Annotated in this window: 15 protein-coding genes; 5 read left to right on the top strand and 10 right to left on the bottom strand. The window is 66.9% G+C overall.

All coding sequences use genetic code 11. From position 1 onward, the window contains the following. Positions 1 to 99: 99 nt before the first annotated feature. From GOC52_RS17825 to GOC52_RS17805, 5 genes are read right to left on the bottom strand one after another with little or no spacing between them, the layout of a single operon-like run. Entirely contained in the window at positions 100 to 477 is a 378-nt protein-coding gene (locus GOC52_RS17825; RefSeq protein WP_191850044.1) for a PDZ domain-containing protein, read from the bottom strand. Between the two features lie 16 nt (positions 478 to 493). Beyond that, positions 494 to 1,711: an ABC transporter permease gene (locus tag GOC52_RS17820; protein ID WP_010481336.1), complete on the bottom strand. Its 1,218-nt coding sequence runs from the start codon at positions 1,709 to 1,711 to the stop codon at positions 494 to 496. A 20-nt stretch (positions 1,712 to 1,731) separates the two neighbouring features. Beyond that, positions 1,732 to 3,030: an ABC transporter permease gene (locus tag GOC52_RS17815; protein ID WP_010481337.1), complete on the bottom strand. Its 1,299-nt coding sequence runs from the start codon at positions 3,028 to 3,030 to the stop codon at positions 1,732 to 1,734. 10 nt (positions 3,031 to 3,040) lie between these two features. Beyond that, positions 3,041 to 3,766 carry an ABC transporter ATP-binding protein gene (locus GOC52_RS17810; RefSeq protein ID WP_014038558.1) on the bottom strand — a complete coding sequence of 242 codons (726 nt, stop codon included), beginning with the start codon at positions 3,764 to 3,766 and terminating at the stop codon, positions 3,041 to 3,043. A gap of 35 nt (positions 3,767 to 3,801) precedes the next feature. Continuing rightward, on the bottom strand, positions 3,802 to 5,079 hold the full coding sequence (locus GOC52_RS17805) for an efflux RND transporter periplasmic adaptor subunit (protein WP_043401065.1): 1,278 nt from the start codon (positions 5,077 to 5,079) through the stop codon (positions 3,802 to 3,804). Positions 5,080 to 5,282: 203 nt separating this feature from the next. Here GOC52_RS17805 and glmS point away from each other — a divergent pair, with 203 nt between their 5' ends. Then, the gene (gene glmS / locus GOC52_RS17800; RefSeq protein ID WP_010481343.1) at positions 5,283 to 7,121 is read left to right on the top strand and encodes a glutamine--fructose-6-phosphate transaminase (isomerizing); all 1,839 of its coding nucleotides are present in this window, start codon (positions 5,283 to 5,285) and stop codon (positions 7,119 to 7,121) included. Between the two features lie 445 nt (positions 7,122 to 7,566). Next, positions 7,567 to 7,998, top strand: coding sequence for a CBS domain-containing protein (locus GOC52_RS17795; protein ID WP_043401055.1), 432 nt, complete (start codon positions 7,567 to 7,569; stop codon positions 7,996 to 7,998). A gap of 67 nt (positions 7,999 to 8,065) precedes the next feature. Here the strand turns inward: GOC52_RS17795 and GOC52_RS17790 are convergent, their stop codons facing one another. Further along, on the bottom strand, positions 8,066 to 8,494 hold the full coding sequence (locus GOC52_RS17790) for a VOC family protein (RefSeq protein ID WP_019338853.1): 429 nt from the start codon (positions 8,492 to 8,494) through the stop codon (positions 8,066 to 8,068). 124 nt (positions 8,495 to 8,618) lie between these two features. Next, positions 8,619 to 9,137, bottom strand: a complete 519-nt coding sequence (gene gloA / locus GOC52_RS17785) for a lactoylglutathione lyase (protein ID WP_043401053.1) — start codon at positions 9,135 to 9,137, stop codon at positions 8,619 to 8,621. A gap of 122 nt (positions 9,138 to 9,259) precedes the next feature. On the opposite strand from gloA, the gene GOC52_RS17780 reads away from it, so the two are divergent. Then, positions 9,260 to 10,372 carry a PLP-dependent cysteine synthase family protein gene (locus GOC52_RS17780; protein ID WP_043401049.1) on the top strand — a complete coding sequence of 371 codons (1,113 nt, stop codon included), beginning with the start codon at positions 9,260 to 9,262 and terminating at the stop codon, positions 10,370 to 10,372. 48 nt (positions 10,373 to 10,420) lie between these two features. Here the strand turns inward: GOC52_RS17780 and GOC52_RS17775 are convergent, their stop codons facing one another. Then, positions 10,421 to 10,825 (bottom strand): hypothetical protein, encoded by a 405-nt coding sequence (locus GOC52_RS17775; RefSeq protein ID WP_010481352.1) that lies wholly within the window; start codon positions 10,823 to 10,825, stop codon positions 10,421 to 10,423. Between the two features lie 170 nt (positions 10,826 to 10,995). Between GOC52_RS17775 and GOC52_RS17770 the strand changes: the two genes are divergently transcribed. Next, a complete protein-coding gene (locus GOC52_RS17770; RefSeq protein ID WP_043401047.1) occupies positions 10,996 to 13,026 on the top strand; it encodes a M3 family metallopeptidase in 2,031 nt (676 codons plus the stop codon). An 82-nt stretch (positions 13,027 to 13,108) separates the two neighbouring features. On the opposite strand, the gene GOC52_RS17765 is transcribed toward GOC52_RS17770, so the two are convergent. Together GOC52_RS17765 and GOC52_RS17760 are read right to left on the bottom strand one after the other, a co-directional pair. After that, positions 13,109 to 13,912 (bottom strand): SDR family oxidoreductase, encoded by an 804-nt coding sequence (locus tag GOC52_RS17765; protein ID WP_191850042.1) that lies wholly within the window; start codon positions 13,910 to 13,912, stop codon positions 13,109 to 13,111. Next, complete coding sequence (locus tag GOC52_RS17760; protein ID WP_043401058.1) at positions 13,909 to 14,475, bottom strand: DUF1415 domain-containing protein; 567 nt, start codon at positions 14,473 to 14,475, stop codon at positions 13,909 to 13,911. The genes GOC52_RS17765 and GOC52_RS17760 overlap by 4 nt, the downstream gene beginning before the upstream one ends. 193 nt (positions 14,476 to 14,668) lie before the next feature. Here GOC52_RS17760 and GOC52_RS17755 point away from each other — a divergent pair, with 193 nt between their 5' ends. After that, positions 14,669 to 16,135 (top strand): benzaldehyde dehydrogenase, encoded by a 1,467-nt coding sequence (locus tag GOC52_RS17755; protein ID WP_191850040.1) that lies wholly within the window; start codon positions 14,669 to 14,671, stop codon positions 16,133 to 16,135. Positions 16,136 to 16,145: the final 10 nt, after the last annotated feature.

Here is a 16,145-nt window from a genome sequence, read left to right as displayed (position 1 = left end):
GGCGGCGCCGTTGGAGCCGTTCGTGTCCACGCACCGGGAGAGCCCGGCGCCACCCATCAAGCATAGCCAAACCCGTGGCTGTGCAGGAGCGGCCCCCGCTCAGCGCCGGGGAGGCGCCTGGGGCGCTGGCGGCGCAGGTGGCAGCGGCACTTCCAGTGCCTGGCGCCAGGCTGCGGCGTCGACCGCCACCGTCAGTTCGCGTCTGTCGCGGCGCAGCAACAGATAGGCGGTGGCGGCGTGGGAATGGCGCAGGGCCTCGGCAAGGTGTTCGACCCGACGCACCGCCGTGTCGTCCACGCGGAGGATGCGATCACCGCTGCGCACGCCGAAGCGTGCTTCCGGGCTGGCAGCCTCCACGCGCACCTGGCCCTCGGTCGAGCGCAGTGACAGCCGCGCGGCATCCTGGCGCCATTCCAGTGTCTGCGCGTTGCCACCGCCGGCCAGCGCCGGCAGCGGCAGGAGCAGTATCAGGCACATCGCGCAGGCACGCATCTCAGGCGCCCCGCGTGGCGACCGCAGGCGGTACCGCCGCCGCACGCCGTGCCGGACCGAACACCGCGATCTGGCCCAGCACCCACAGCAGCAGCGCACCCAGCGGCAGGTAGTACAGCGGCATGCGCGGCAGCTCGTACAGGTTCATCAGGGCCAGGTTGATCGCATACGCCGCCAGCATTCCCAGCACGATGCCCAGCGAGGCGAGCAGGAAGTTCTCGGTCTGGAAGTAGCGCAGGATCTGCCCACGGGTCGCGCCCAGCGCACGGCGGATGCCGATCTGCTTGCTGCGCTGCTGCACCCAGAAGCTGGCCAGGCCGATGATGCCCAGCGCCGTGACCACCAGCAGCGAGATGCTGACGGTGATCAGCAGGCCGACCATCGCGCGGTCGTTCTTGAAGAAGTCCTTGCGCTGGTCTTCATAGGTCAGCTTGTCGCGCATCAGGCGGTTGGGGTCGTTGCGTTCCAGCGCGGCGGCACCGGCATCGAGGACCTCCTGGCGGCGTTCCGGCGAAGTGCGCAGCACATAGGTGCCACCTTCGTCGAAGGTGCGCCGCATGGGCAGCAGCATCGAGTTGGTCCAGTTGTCATTCCAGCCATTGGGCGTGCTGAGCGTGTCGACGATGCCGACCACATGCAGCGGCTGCTTGCCCATGTAGTAGGTCTTGCCCAGCGCACTGCCGTTGGGTTCCATCTTGGCGGCGGTGGCCTGGGTGAAGATCACCGGAATCGCCTTTTCCTTGGCGCCGCCCTTGCTGGCGTCTTCGAAGTTCTGGTATTCGTCGGGCAGGAAATCGCGGCCTGCGATCAGGTTGATGCCCATCGTGGCCAGCCCGTTCTCGGACAGGGTGTACATCGAGGCGTTGGTGGTCGGCCGTTCCTGGTCGACCTCGCGCGAGATGCTGCTGCTGGAGGAGCCGTTGCGGAAGGGAACCTGGTTGATGATGGTGACGTTGCTGACGCCAGGAATTGCGCGCAGCGATGCCAGGTCCTCGCGGGTGCGGGCCATGGCGTCGGTCTGCTTGCCGATGCCACTGACGCGCAGCATCACCAGTTCGCTCTCGGCGATGCCGCTGGGCATGCTGATCTTCTCCACGCGCTGGCTGACCAGGAACAGCGCGTTGCAGACGATGGCGCAGGTCAGTGCGACTTCCAGCACGATCAGGGCAGCGGCAGTCTTGTGCCGGCGCAGCGTGCTGAGGATGGGGCGGATGTCCATGGGAGTCCTCGTTCGGGTGCTTACTGCGACTTGAGCTGGATGGCCGGGGTGACCTGCATGGCGCGCCAGGCGGGCAGGAAACCGGCAGCAAGGCTGGCGAGCAGGGTCAGGCCCAGTGCGAGCAGCAGCATGTTGCCGTCCAGGTGGGCCAGCTTGGCGTATTCCACCGGTTGCTGGCGCACCGCGAACAGGCCGAGCAGGGCCAGGCCGATACCCAGCACGCCACCGACCACGCCGACCGCACCTGCTTCCACCAGGCATTGCAGGAAGATCTGGCCGCGGCTGGCACCGAGCGCGCGGCGCACGCCGATCTCACCGCTGCGACGCAGGAACTTGGCCAGCAGCAGGCCCACCGTGTTGACCAGGCAGACACCGAGGAAGCCCAGTGCCAGCCACAGCTGCAGGCGCACGTCGCTGGGCACTGCGCCATTGAAGTCCAGCCACTCCATCACGGTGCGCAGGCGCACGTTCGGCGGGTGCTTGAAGCGGCCGGCCTCGCGCTGCTGGGTCGAATAGTTCTCCAGGTAGCGGCGGTAGTCGTCGGCCTTGGCCGGGTCCATCTCCACCCAGTACTGCAGCCACGCGCACGGTGCGTTGAGCGAGTAGCTGTTGCCGTCCGGATTCTCGCCGAAGCAGTTCATGTTGCCGTTGTTGCCCAGCTTCAGGTCGAAGGAGGTGGAGATCGGCAGCAGCAGGTCTTCGTTCTTGCCGTAGCTGCCAGTGGTCAGGTCGTAGAAGTGCGGCTCCGGGCTCCATTCCTTCATCACGCCGACGATGCGGTAGCTCTGGCCTTCCATGCGCAGGTCGCGGCCCACGCTGTTGGCGCCCTGGTACAGCTTGTCATTGAGCGCCTTGGAGATGACCACCACGCGCGCACGGCCTTCATCGTCCTCGCGCGTCCAGGGGCGGCCGTACTGCATGGGCACCTCGAACATCGGGAAGAAGTCGGCCGAGGTCCAGCGGGTGTCGATGCTGAAGGGCTTGAGGGTGCTGTTGTCCGGTTCGATGGTGCCGCCGCCGCCGCTCATCAGCGCCTGGCGCTCGCCCTTGGCTTCGCGCAGCAGGGCTTCACCGTCGAAGCGGGTCAGCTGGGTTTCCGGCTCCTCGCCGGCGACGTAGGCGCCGGTCGCGGCGTCGAGCTGGACGTAGAACAGGCGGTCGCTCTTGCCGGGAATCGGGTCACCGGACAGCACGTGGAACACGGTCAGGGTGGTCATCGAGGCGCCGATGCCGAGCGCGATGGCAACCACCATCAGCGCGGTCAGGACCTTGTTGCGGCGGAAGCTGCGCACCGCCAGTCGGGCGTAGTAGGCGAACATGATAGGGCCCTCACTCGTTGACGGCGACGATGTGGCGCGGCGGCGTGGCCAGCACCGGCTCGCGCACCAGGTCGGTGACCTGGCCATCAACGATGTGCACGTTGCGCTGCGCGCGCGCGGCCAGTTCCGGATCGTGGGTGACCATCACGATGGTGGTGCCGGCAGCGTTGATCTCCTCCAGCAGCTCCATCACGCCGCGGGCCATCTGCGTGTCCAGGTTGCCGGTCGGTTCGTCGGCCAGCAGCAGGCGCGGGCTGCCTGCCAGGGCACGTGCGATCGCCGCGCGCTGCTGCTGGCCGCCGGACAGCTCGTTCGGGTAGTGCTTCATGCGCGAGCCGAGGCCGACCTGGGTCAGCGCCTTCTCGATGCGTTCGCGGCGCTCGTTGGCGCTCATCTTGCGATAGCGCAGCGGCACGTCGACGTTGTCGAACAGGTTCAGGTCGGGGATCAGGTTGAAGCCCTGGAAGATGAAGCCGATCTTCTGGTTGCGCAGGCGGCTGCGCGCATCATCGCCCAGCGTGCTCACGTCCTGGCCGTCCAGCATGTAGGTGCCACTGGTGAAGGTTTCCAGCAGGCCGGCGATGTTGAGGAAGGTGGTCTTGCCGGAGCCTGACGGGCCGGTGACCGCGACGAACTCACCTTCCTTGACCTGAAGTTCCAGTGAGCGCAGTGCGTGGGTTTCCACCTGTTCGGTGCGGAAGACCTTGGCGACCGAACGCATTTCGAGCATGTACATGGGGTGTCCTCTCTCCAGGATTCAGGGTTCAGGTATCAGTTGACGGAGACGCGTTCGGCGTCCTTGAACAGGTCGCTGCCGGAGACCACGATGCGGTCGCCCGGTTGCACACCCGACTTGATTTCCACTTCGCCCAGGCTGCTGACGCCCAGTTCGACCGGACGGCGCACGGCGGTGCGGCCATCCATCACGTAGGCCATGCCGTTGCCCTGTTCGACGAACGGACCGCGCTCGACCTTCAGCACGTTCTTGCGGGTATCGAGCAGCACGCGCACCGACATCCGCTGGCTCTGGCGCAGGCCTTCCGGCTGCGCGCTGGCGAAGCGCACGCGGGCATTGACCTCGCCATTGACCACTTCCGGCGACACCGCGCTGATCTCACCCGGGAACGGCTGGCCATTGCCGCCGGTCAGCTGTGCCGGCATGCCGATCGCCAGGTCGCGGGCGAAGCTTTCCGGCACCTTGATCTCGACCTCGAACTTGGACAGATCGACCACGCCCAGCACCGGCGCATTGGCGGCCAGGTTGGTGGACTGGACGGCCTGCACCTGGCCGACCTGGCCATCGAACGGGGCGCGCAGGGTCAGTGCATCGACCTGGCGCTGCACCTCGGCCACCACGGCCTTCTGGCGGTCGGCCAGCAGGCGCTTGTTGCGGGCATCCAGGTCGGCGCCCTGGCTCTGCAGGCGTGCGTCGGTGGTGGCGTTGGCCAGGGTGATGTCGGCCTTCTTCAGCGAGTCCTTGGCTTTGGCCAGATCGATCTGCGGTACTGCACCGCCGTCGTAACCGCGCTGGTAGCGCTGCAGGTCGCGGTCGGCGGCCTGCCGCTCGATGGTGGCCTGGTCGGTTTCCTTGCGCGACTTGGCGCGGGCCAGGGTGGCGTCCAGCGCGGCGCGGCTGGCCTCGGCTTCCAGGCCGGCCAGGGTGGCCTGTTCCTGGGCCAGCTTGCTGCGCAGTTCCGGGCTGTCGATGATGGCCAGCTCCTGGCCCTTCTTCACCACATCGCCGGCGACCACCTTCAGGTCCACGGTACCGGCCGAGATGGCGTACAGGATCGGGCTGTTGGCGGCGATCACGCGGCCGTCGGCGGCGATGTCGCGGACCAGGTCGCCGCGCTTCACTTCGGCGATGCGCACGCGGCTGCTGTCGAAGGAGCGGCTGGCGTTGGACCAGGCGTGCACGGCCCAGCCGATGCCGGCGAGCAGCACGATGGCGCCCAGTGCCGGCCAGCGGTAGCGCTGCCAGTTGGCGCGGGTGGTGCCGGCCGGGGCGGAGGAAACGATCTGGTCCTGTGCGGAAGTGTCGCGGATCATCGGGTGCGTGCCTGACGGTGGTAGCCAGTACCAAGCACGTAGCGTGCCAAGTTTATTTCCTTTCAGGTCAATGGGTTGGGCGGCGTGCTGAAGTGTCCGGGTGTCCGCGGACACCTTTCCGGACACTTTCATTAAGCGGACAGGAGGGGGAGCGCGGGCCCGCAGGCTAGAATGCGCCGATCGTCTTCAAGGAAATGCGTGACATGTGTGGAATCGTGGGTGCGATCGCTGATCGTGACGTAGTGCCGGTGCTGATCGAGGGTCTGAAGCGCCTTGAGTACCGTGGCTACGATTCCTCGGGCATCGCGGTGATCGACCAGGGTGAGCGCCGCGATGTGCGTCGTGTGCGTCGTACCGGTCGTGTGTCGGAAATGGCCACTGCGGCCGAGGCCGAGGGCTTCAACGCGGTGCTGGGCATCGGCCACACCCGCTGGGCCACCCATGGCGGTGTCACCGAGGCCAACGCGCATCCGCACATCAGCCACGGCGTGGCGCTGGTGCACAACGGCATCATCGAGAACCACGAAGAGCAGCGCGAGAAACTGCGCGCGCTGGGCTACACCTTCGAGTCGCAGACCGACACCGAAGTCATCGCGCACCTGATCCACCACCACCTGAAGGACGGCGACGACCTGCTGGTGGCGCTGCAGCACACGGTGAAGGAACTGACCGGCGCCTACGCGCTGGCCGTGGTCAGCCGTGCCGAGCCGGAGCGCTTCGTCTGTGCGCGCATGGGCTGCCCGCTGCTGGTCGGCCTGGGCGAGGGTGAGAACTTCGTCGCCTCCGACGTCTCGGCGGTGATCTCGGCCACGCGCAAGGTGATCTTCCTGGAGGAAGGCGACACCGCCGAAATCCGCCGTGACGGCGTGCGCATCTTCGATGAGCATGACCAGCCCATCGAGCGCGACGTGCATCTGTCCGATGTGTCGCTGGCTTCGCTGGAGCTGGGCCCGTACCGCCACTTCATGCAGAAGGAAATCCACGAGCAGCCGCGCGCGCTGGGCGACACCATCGAAGCGGCGATCGACGCCGGTGGTTTCCCGGCCGAGCTGTTCGGCAAGAACGCCGAAGCCGTGCTGTCGGGCATTGAAGGCGTGCAGATCATCGCCTGCGGTACCAGCTATTACTCCGGCCTGACCGCGCGCTACTGGATCGAGGCCATCGCCGGCCTGCCCTGCAGCGTGGAAATCGCCAGCGAGTACCGCTATCGCGCGGCCTATGCGAACCCCAAGCATCTGATCGTGACCATCTCGCAGTCCGGCGAAACGCTGGATACGATGGAAGCGCTGAAGTACGCCAAGTCGCTGGGCCATAAGCACACGCTGTCGATCTGCAACGTGCCGGAAAGTGCGATTCCGCGCGCCAGCGAACTGGTCTGCTACACCCGCGCCGGCGCCGAGATCGGCGTGGCCTCGACCAAGGCCTTCACCACCCAGCTGGCCGCGCTGTTCCAGCTGACCGTGGTGCTGGGCAAGCTGCATGGCCGCATCGACGCCGCGCAGGAAGCGGACTACCTGGAGCAGCTGCGCTTCCTGCCGGGCAGCGTGCAGCACGCGCTGAACATGGAGCCGCAGATCGCTGCCTGGGCCGAGCGTTTCGCGCGCAAGAGCAGCGCATTGTTCCTGGGCCGCGGCCTGCATTACCCGATCGCGCTGGAAGGCGCGCTCAAGCTCAAGGAAATCTCCTATATCCACGCCGAGGCCTACCCGGCCGGTGAACTGAAGCATGGCCCGCTGGCGCTGGTGGACGAGGACATGCCGGTGGTGGTGATCGCGCCCAACGACAGCCTGCTGGAGAAGGTGAAATCGAACATGCAGGAGGTGCGTGCGCGTGGCGGCGAGCTGTTCGTGTTCGCCGACCAGGACAGCAACTTCAACGCGTCCGAAGGCGTGCACGTGATCCGTACGCCGCGTCATGCCGGCGTGCTCAGCCCGATCGTGCACACCATTCCGGTGCAGCTGCTGGCGTACCACACCGCGCTGGCACGTGGCACCGACGTGGACAAGCCGCGCAACCTCGCCAAGAGCGTGACGGTGGAGTAAAGCACTCCCGGCGCTGTTGGATGCTGTATGCGAAAGGGGCCTGCGTGGCCCCTTTCGTTTGCGTCGGTAGCCGTGGAAAGTGGGACAGCTGCCGCGCGCTTTGTCCGCCTTCGGCAGGGCGCACTCAATCTTTAACGCGTGGCACCGCCAGTATTCAGCGGCGGTTTCAGCCGCGGTGCCATTCTCTGGATCGTCAGTTGGTTCCCACGACGAACTGTCCCATCGATGCCGGTAGTGACCGATGGTCGCAGTCGTAGAATCACTTTGACCGAGGGCCGGGTTGCGCCGTTGAGCCCACCTCGTTCGCGTTGCAGCACGTCGTCTGCCGATCCATTCCAAGCGGCAGCCGGGTGCGCCAGACGTGCGCTGAAAGGTCTGTTCCCGGGGAGGGGGCGTATCGGAAGAGCACACTTTTTGACTTAGTGACCTGCACCAGGAAACAAGAATGAACGTCCGCGAACTCCTGCAATCCAAGAAAGAAGCTGTCATCACCATCGACGCCGAAGACACCATCGGTGCCGCCGCCCACAAGATGAGCGCGAACAGGATCGCTGCGCTGGTGGTGATGAAGGACGATGCCCCGGTCGGCATCATTTCCGAAAAGGACATCGTGCGTACCCTGGCCGACGACGGCCCGCAGGCCGGCCGCCGGGTGATCTCCAGCCTGCCGTCCACCGGTCTGGAAGGCATTGCGCCGGAGGCCACCCTGAAGCAGGCCATGTCGTTGATGACGTACTCGCGGCGCCGTCATCTGATGGTCACTGAAGGCACCCGACTGGTCGGCATCCTCAGCCTGGGCGACATCGTGAAGAACCTGTTGGGCGAGCTGGAACTGGAAAGGGCCGTGCTGCAGGACATCTACATGGCGGCGCACTGAGGGCTGGATCCTTGGACGCAGAGAAGCCGGGCATTGCCCGGCTTCTTCGTTCACGGCATCGGTGAAATCAGAAAGTGACCTTCACCGAGTCGGCGCTGTACTTGGCTGGGCCGTGGTAGACCACTTCAATGTTGTTGCCATCGGGATCGAGCACGAACGCGCCGTAGTAGCCCGGATGGTAGGGGCGTTCGCCCGGTGCACCGTTGTCGGTGCCGCCGGCGGCGATGGCTGCAGTGTGGAAGGCATCAACGGTGGCGCTGTCGCGCGCTTGGAACGCCAGGTGGTGGCGGCCGGTCAGCTGGCCGGCGGCAGCCTCGCTGCTGGCGCTGGAAATGAACAGCTCATCGGCCCAGAAGTAATCATCGCCTTCGCCGGCGATTGGAATGCCGATCGTATCGAACACCGCCTGATAGAAGCGGCGGCTGGCGGCCAGGTCACGCACCACCAGCTGGATGTGGTCGATCAATCGCCCACGGTGCAGTTCCATCGTTTCCATACGAACCTCGTAAAAAAGGGGACGGAGTCGGTAGCGCCGGGCCGTGCCCGGCGAGCGCGCAGCGCGGCCTGCTCAAGGCCGCCGGGCATGGCCCGGCGCTACCGGAATTGTGCCCCTTTCCGGGTCAGACGTTGGCGATGATCTCGACCCAGTAGCCGTCCGGGTCCTTGATGAAGGCCAGGTTCTTCATGCGGCCGTCGGTCAGGCGCTTCTGGAAGGTCACGCCCAGGGCCTCGAAGCGCTGGCAGGCGGCCTCGATGTCCGGCACCGACACGCAGATGTGGCCGAAGCCGCGCGGGTCGCTGTTGCCGTCGTGGTAGACCGCGCCGTCCTGGGTCTCGGTGCCGTGGTTGTGGGTCAGTTCCAGCACGCCCGGCAGGCCGGCCATCCACAGGCGGCGCTGGGCATCGTCTTCCGGCACCACCGTACCGGCCGGTACGTAGGCCAGGAAGTACAGGCTGAACTGGGCGTCCGGGAAGTCGCGCTTGTCGATCAGCTGGTAGCCGAGCACGCGGGTGTAGAAGTCCAGCGAGGCGGTGATGTCCTTGACCCGCAGCATGGTGTGGTTGAACACGAAGCCGGTGGTTTCGGCCGGGGCCTGGGCGGCGACGCCGGGGACATCGCGCAGGGCGGGAATGGTCATGGGGGAGGTCCTTCAGACAGGGCCGTTGCAGGCCGGATGGGGTCATTCTACCGGCCGTCACCTGACGGCACCGCGACGTACAATGGGCGGATCGCACCGTTCCGTTCTGAGCATTGCCCGCCATGTCGCAGCGTGAATGGGTGGCTGCTGCCATCCGCAAGATCGAAGCCGATTTCAACCGTTCCGCCGATACCCACCTGATCCCGTTGGCGCTGCCCGGGTTCGAGGGCATCGACCTGTACCTGAAGGATGAATCGAGCCATCCCACCGGCAGCCTCAAGCACCGGCTGGCGCGCTCGCTGTTCCTGTATGCGTTGACCAATGGCTGGTTGCGCGAAGGGCGGCCGGTGATCGAGGCATCCAGCGGTTCGACGGCGGTGTCCGAGGCCTATTTCGCGCGCCTGCTGGGGGTGCCGTTCATTGCGGTGATCCCGGCCACGACCTCGCCGGAGAAGATTGCCGCCATCGAGTTCCACGGTGGCCGCTGCCATCTGGTCGAGCGTGCCTGCGAACTCAACGGCGAATCGGAGAAGCTGGCCCGCGAAACCGGCGGCCACTTCATGGACCAGTTCACCTACGCCGAACGCGCGACCGACTGGCGGGCCAACAACAACATTGCCGAGTCCATCTTCAAGCAGATGGCGGAAGAGCCGAGCCCGGTTCCGGAATGGATCGTGTGCAGCCCCGGCACCGGCGGTACCGCAGCGACGCTGGGCCGCTATGTCAGCTACCGCCGGCATGACACCCGCATCCTCTGTGCAGACCCGGAAGTATCGGTGTTCTTCGACGGATACCAGTCCGCCGTGGCCGGTGAGCAGGACTGGCGTGGCCTGACCTGCAGCGGCGGTTCGCGCGTGGAAGGCATCGGCCGGCCGCGGGTGGAGCCGAGCTTCATCCCGACCAGTGTGGATGCGATGGTGAAGGTGCCCGACGCGCTGAGCCTGGCCGCGATGCGCCATGTCAGCCGCCAGCTCGGCCGCCGCGTCGGTGGCTCCACCGGCACCAACTTCATTGGTGTGCTGCAGGCCGCGCAGTGGATGCGCGAGGCGGGCCATCAGGGCAGCATCGTCAGCATTCTGTGCGACAGCGGCGAGCGTTACGCGCAGAGTTACTACGACCCGGCATGGTACGCGCGGCAGGGCATTGATGTTGAGGGCGCCGATGCACAGCTGGCCGCCGCAGTGGCCGGGCAGGGGTTGCCGGAACTGCCGTGGTGCAGCCTGGAGGCGCTGTAGGTCGGTCGACGTTGTCGCCGGGCCACGCCCGGCGATCACGAGGGCGTCTCAATACCCCGCCGCGGTGAACGCATCCAGCACCGCATCACGCAGCGCATCGGGCAAGGCCTCGATGTCCATCGCGCGATCATCCAGGTGCAGGCTCGGGTCCAGCATGCTGGCGCGGCCTTGGGCCAGCGCCTGCAGCCACAGCAGCACGCAGATCACGAACTCGCGCTCATGGCCCAGCCGCAGCTGGCTGGCGCCGCGTTCGATCACTTCGAACGGGTACCACTCCTGGGCATCGCTGAACGTGCCGCCCTGCTGCAGCACAGCCTGCAATTGCTGCAGGTGACGCGGGGCGTCGTCGTCGGCATCGCACAATGCGGCGATCCAGGTCAGTTCGGCCGGGCTGGCGGACAATGCCAGTGACCGGGCCGGTGAGGCGGATGCAACTGCAGCCAGACCTTCCATGTAGGGCCTCGTTCGGTGCGTACCGCTGCGGACTCCCCCGCAGCCAGAGCTTCAAACCGCGACCGTAAGGCCGACGTGAATACCGGGCCGCGCCCCCTTGTCAGCCCCGCCTGCCAGCGCCATATCTACTGGGCTGCCCGCCTGCCGGGCCCGTACCCTGGAGATCTGCCGTGACCGTTGCCAACCCCCTGCTCGATTTTTCCGGCCTGCCGCGCTTCGAGGCCATCCGCCCCGAGCACGTGGCGCCGGCGCTGGACGTGCTGCTGGCCGCGGCCGAAGCCGCCGTCAGCGCGGCCGAGCAGGTGCAGCCGGTCACCTGGCAGACCTTCGTTGCCCCGCTGGACGATGCCACCGAGCGGCTGTGGCGTGCCTGGGGCCTGGTCGGCCACCTGCAGGGCGTGGTCAACACCCCGGAACTGCGTGAGGCCTACAACAGCAACCTGCCACGGGTGACCCGCTTCGCCAGCGCGCTGGGCCAGAACCTGGCGTTGTACCGGCAGTACCAGACGCTGGCCGACAGCCCGGAAGCCGCAGGCTTTGACGAATCCCAGCGCAAGGTGCTGGACAACACCCTGCGTGATTTCCGCCTCGGTGGTGCCGAGCTGGCGCCGGAGGCGCAGCAGCGCTTCGCGGCGATCAAGGAGGAGCTGTCGGCACTGTCGGCGAAGTTCTCGCAGAACGTGCTGGACGCTACCGATGCGTGGTCGCTGATCATCGAGGACGAAGCGCGACTGAAGGGCCTGCCGGAAGATGTGAAGGCGGCCGCGCATGCCGCAGCACAGAAGGATGGCAAGGCCGGCTGGAAACTGACCCTGCAGATGCCGTGCTACCTGCCGGTGCAGACCTGGGGCGAGGACCGCGACCTGCGCGAGATCCTGTACCGCGCCAGTGCGCAGCGTGCGTCCGAATTCGGCGACGACGCGCTGGACAACAGCGGCAACATCGACCGCATCCTGGCCCTGCGCGCGGAAATGGCCGCGCTGCTTGGCTTCGGTTCGTATGGTGATTATTCGGTGGCGACCAAGATGGCGCAGGACCCGGCCGAAGTGCTCGGTTTCCTGCGTGACCTGGCCTCGCGCGCCAAACCGTTCGCGGCCAAGGACCGTGCCGAGTTGGAGCAGTTCGCGCGCGAGCAACTGGGTATCGAGCAGCTGCAGGCCTGGGACCTGGCGTTCGCTGCCGATCGCCTGAAGCAGGCGCGTTACAGCTATTCCGAGCAGGAAGTGAAGCAGTATTTCGCCGAACCGAAGGTGCTGGGCGGCCTGTTCTCGGTGATCGAGCAGCTGTACGGCCTGCGTGTGCAGGAGGACAGCGCGCCAGTGTGGCACGAGGATGTGCGCTTCTTCCGTCTGGTCGATGCGCAGGGCGCACTGGTTGGCCAGTTCTACCTGGACCTGTACGCGCGCGAAGGCAAGCGCGGTGGCGCGTGGATGGATGATTGCCGCAACCGCCGCGTGCGCGCGGACGGCAGTGTGCAGACGCCGCTGGTCTACCTGGTGTGCAACTTCGGTCGCGGTGCCAATGGCAAGCCGGCTACCTTCAGCCACAACGAAGTGACCACGCTGTTCCATGAGATGGGCCATGGCCTGCACCAGCTGCTGACCCGCATCGGCGAGCTGGGCGTGGCCGGCATCAACGGCGTGGAGTGGGACGCGGTCGAGCTGCCGAGCCAGTTCATGGAGAACTTCTGCTGGGAATGGGAGCACCTTCAGGCGATGACCGCGCATGTGGACAGTGGCGAGCCGCTGCCACGCGCGCTGTACGAACGCATGCTGGCTGCACGCAACTTCCATAGCGGCATGGCGACCGTGCGCCAGCTGGAGTTCGGCCTGTTCGACATGCTGCTGCACAGCCAGTTCGAACCGGCGCAGGACAGCGTGCTGGCGCTGCTTGATCGGGTGCGCGCGGAGGTAGCGGTGAACCATCCGCCGGCCTGGAACCGCTTCCCGCACCAGTTCAGCCACATCTTCGCGGGGGGCTATGCGGCCGGCTACTACAGCTACAAGTGGGCCGAGGTGCTGAGCGCCGATGCCTACGCCGCGTTCGAGGAAGCGCCGCAGGCGCTCGCGGAAACCGGTGCACGCTTCCGCGATGAGATCCTGTCGCGGGGTGGCAGCCGCCCGGCGGCGGAGAACTTCAAGGCCTTCCGCGGCCGCGCACCGCAGATCGACGCGCTGCTGCGCCATTCGGGCATGGCGTAAACCGCTCTGGTAGGTGCCAACCTTGGTTGGCACTTCCTGGCAATGGTGCGGACCAAGGTCCGCACCCACCGGAAAGCGGTGCTTATTCGGCGTAGATCATCTTCCGGGTCATGCCGCCGTCGACGACGAAGTCCTGGCCGGTGGTGAAGCCGGACAGTGACGACAGCAGGTACACCGCCAGCGCGCCGATGTCCTCGGGCTGGCCGACCCGGCCGACCGGGTGCTGCGCATGGTCGATGGCCGAGTACTCAGGCTCATGGCGCCGTGAGGGTGCCTGCCACGCAGTGGTGCCGATCCAGCCAGGGCTGATGCTGTTCACCCGCACCGCCGGGCCGCTGCTGATCGCCAGCGCATGGGTAAAGGCCACCAGTCCGCCCTTGGCCGCGGCATAGGCTTCGCTATGTGCTTCGGATTGCCAGGCGCGGGTGGAGGCGATGTTGATGATCGCACCGGCAGCGCTGGCGGTCAGCGCGGGCAATGCATGCTTGCTGCACAGGAACGCGCCGTGCAGCGAGGACAGCCGGCGCTGCCACTCATCCCACGCCATGTCCTGCAGCCGCGTGCCGTGCGGGCCGGCGATGCCCGCGTTGTTGACCAGTCCGTCGATGCGGCCGAAACGCTGCAGCGCCACGGCGATGAAGTCGCGCACGCTGGCTTCGTCGGTGATGTCCAGGCGCTGGAACGCGGCGTCATCACCGCGCTGCCATTCCGCCAGGCACGCCTCGCCGGCCTCCATGTCCAGGTCGCCGATCAGCACGCGGCCCCCGGCACCGAGCACGGCCTGGGCGATGCCGCGGCCGATGCCGTTGGCGCCGCCGGTGATCAGCGCCACCTTGCCCGACAGCGGCGCGACCGGCCATGTGGCAATCGGCGGCACGCGGCTCATGACAGGTCGTCGCCACGCAGGCGGCGATGCCAGCCGTCCACGCCGATGCGGTCCAGGGTCTGGATGTTGCGCTCGACGATCACGTCCGGGTCCGGATAGACGTCCACCGCGCGTGCCACGCTGTCCTCGCGCAGCAGGTGCAGGGTGGGGAAGGGCGCACGGTTGGTGTAGTTGCTGGCGTCGTTGGCGGCCACGCCTTCGAACTGGTAGTCCGGATGGAAGCTCGCCACCTGCAGGATGCCCAGCAGGTCCAGCGCTTCGATTGCCGCGTCGGCGTTGTCGAGGAAATCGTTGTAGTCGAGGAAGTCGGTCAGCACCTGCGGATGCACGATCAGCGTCGTGTCGATCTGCTCGGCCGGCGTATCGCGCAGCAGCACCAGCTCCTCGGCCAGCTGTTCGACCAGCGCTTCGGGCGTGGTCGCATCACTGAGCACGAAACGGACCTGGTCCTTCACGTACACCGCCTTGGCGAACGGGCACAGGTTCAGGCCGATGACGATGCGCTCCAGCCACAGGCGGGTGGCGGCGATCGGGTCATCGGTGGGCAGGTGGGTGTCGGTCATGGCGGGCACGTCGGCTGGCGGGGCGGACATTGTAGGCAGTGTGCCGCTGCCGCGCTGTTCACTGTGCAGGAACTGGACAGTCGCCATGCTGGATATTCCCGCCGATTCAAGCCCTTGCGGGCGACCGCTGGATGGCCGATTGCCTGCCGCGGACGGCGGGCGTGGAATGGATGGACGACACAGGAGGACACCCATGACTGCATCTTCTCCGTGGCTGCCGGATGCCCTTTGGGCCGGCGCCTTCTTCGATGGTCACTGGCAGGCGGCCGAGCAACGGCAGCCGGTGATCGAGCCGGCCACCGGCAACACCCTCGGCGAAATCGGCCTGGCCGACCCGGCGCAGGTAGCGCGTTCGGCGGCGGCCGCTGCACAGGCGCAACAGGCGTGGGCGTCAGCGCCTTACGAGCAGCGCGCGGAGGTGCTGCGCAACGCGGCACGCCTGGCCGAGGAACACATCGACAACCTGGTGGAGTGGCTGGTGCGCGAAAGCGGCTCGACACGGCTCAAGGCCGGCTTCGAAGCGAAGGTGACGATCAAGGCGCTGCACGAAGCTGCGGCGCTACCGTCGCGCAGCACCGGCGAGATCCTGCCCTCCGAGCCGGGTCGGCTGAACCTGGCGCGACGCCGGCCGCTGGGCGTGGTCGGCGTCATCTCGCCCTTCAACTTCCCGCTGTACCTGGCCATGCGCGCGGTGGCGCCGGCCATCGCGCTGGGCAATGCAGTGGTGCTCAAGCCGGACCCGCGCACGGCGGTGTGCGGCGGCGCGGTGATCGCACGCCTGTTCGAACAGGCCGGTCTGCCGGCCGGCGTGCTGCACATGCTGCCCGGCGATGGCGCGGCCGGTGCAGCGCTGACCAGCGATCCGCACGTGGCGATGATCCAGTTCACCGGTTCCACCGCCGCTGGACGCAAGGTCGGCGAAGCGGCGGGCAGGCACCTGAAGAAGGTCTCGCTGGAGCTGGGCGGCAAGAACTCGCTGATCATTCTCGACGATGCCGACCTCGACCTGGCGGTGGCCAACACCGCGTGGGGCGTCTACCTGCACCAGGGCCAGATCTGCATGGCGACCGGCCGCGTGCTGGTGCAGCGGAAGATCCATGACGCATTCCTGCAGAAGCTGGTGGCCAAGGCCAATTCGCTGAAGGTGGGGGATCCGGCACGCGAAGAGGTGGCCATCGGCCCGCTGATCAATGCCGGCCAGCGTGACCACGCCGCGCGCGTGGTCGAGCAGGCGCTGCAGGCCGGTGCTTCGCTGGAGGCAGGCGGTACGCACCGCGATCTGTTCTTCGCGCCGACCGTGCTTGGCAACGTCTCTGCCGACAATCCAGCCTTCAACGAAGAGATCTTCGCGCCAGTGGCGGTGGTGGTGCCGTTCGACGATGACGACGATGCCGTGCGCCTGGCCAACGACAGCGAGTACGGGCTGTCGATGGCGATCGTGTCCAGCAACGTCGGCCGCGCGCTGAAGATCGGCGAGCGCCTGCGTACCGGCCTGCTGCACATCAACGACCAGACCGTGAATGACGAGGTGATCAATCCCTTCGGCGGCGTCGGTGCGTCCGGCAACGGCACCAGCATCGGTGGCCCCGCCAACGGGGAAGAGTTCACCCAGTGGCAGTGGTTGACCGTCAAGGGCGAAGCGCCCGCTTACCCGATCTGATCGAAGGAGC

This window comes from Stenotrophomonas sp. SXG-1 (assembly GCF_014083965.1).
Classification (GTDB): Bacteria; Pseudomonadota; Gammaproteobacteria; order Xanthomonadales; family Xanthomonadaceae; genus Stenotrophomonas; species Stenotrophomonas geniculata.
This window is presented reverse-complemented; position numbering and strand designations above follow the sequence as displayed.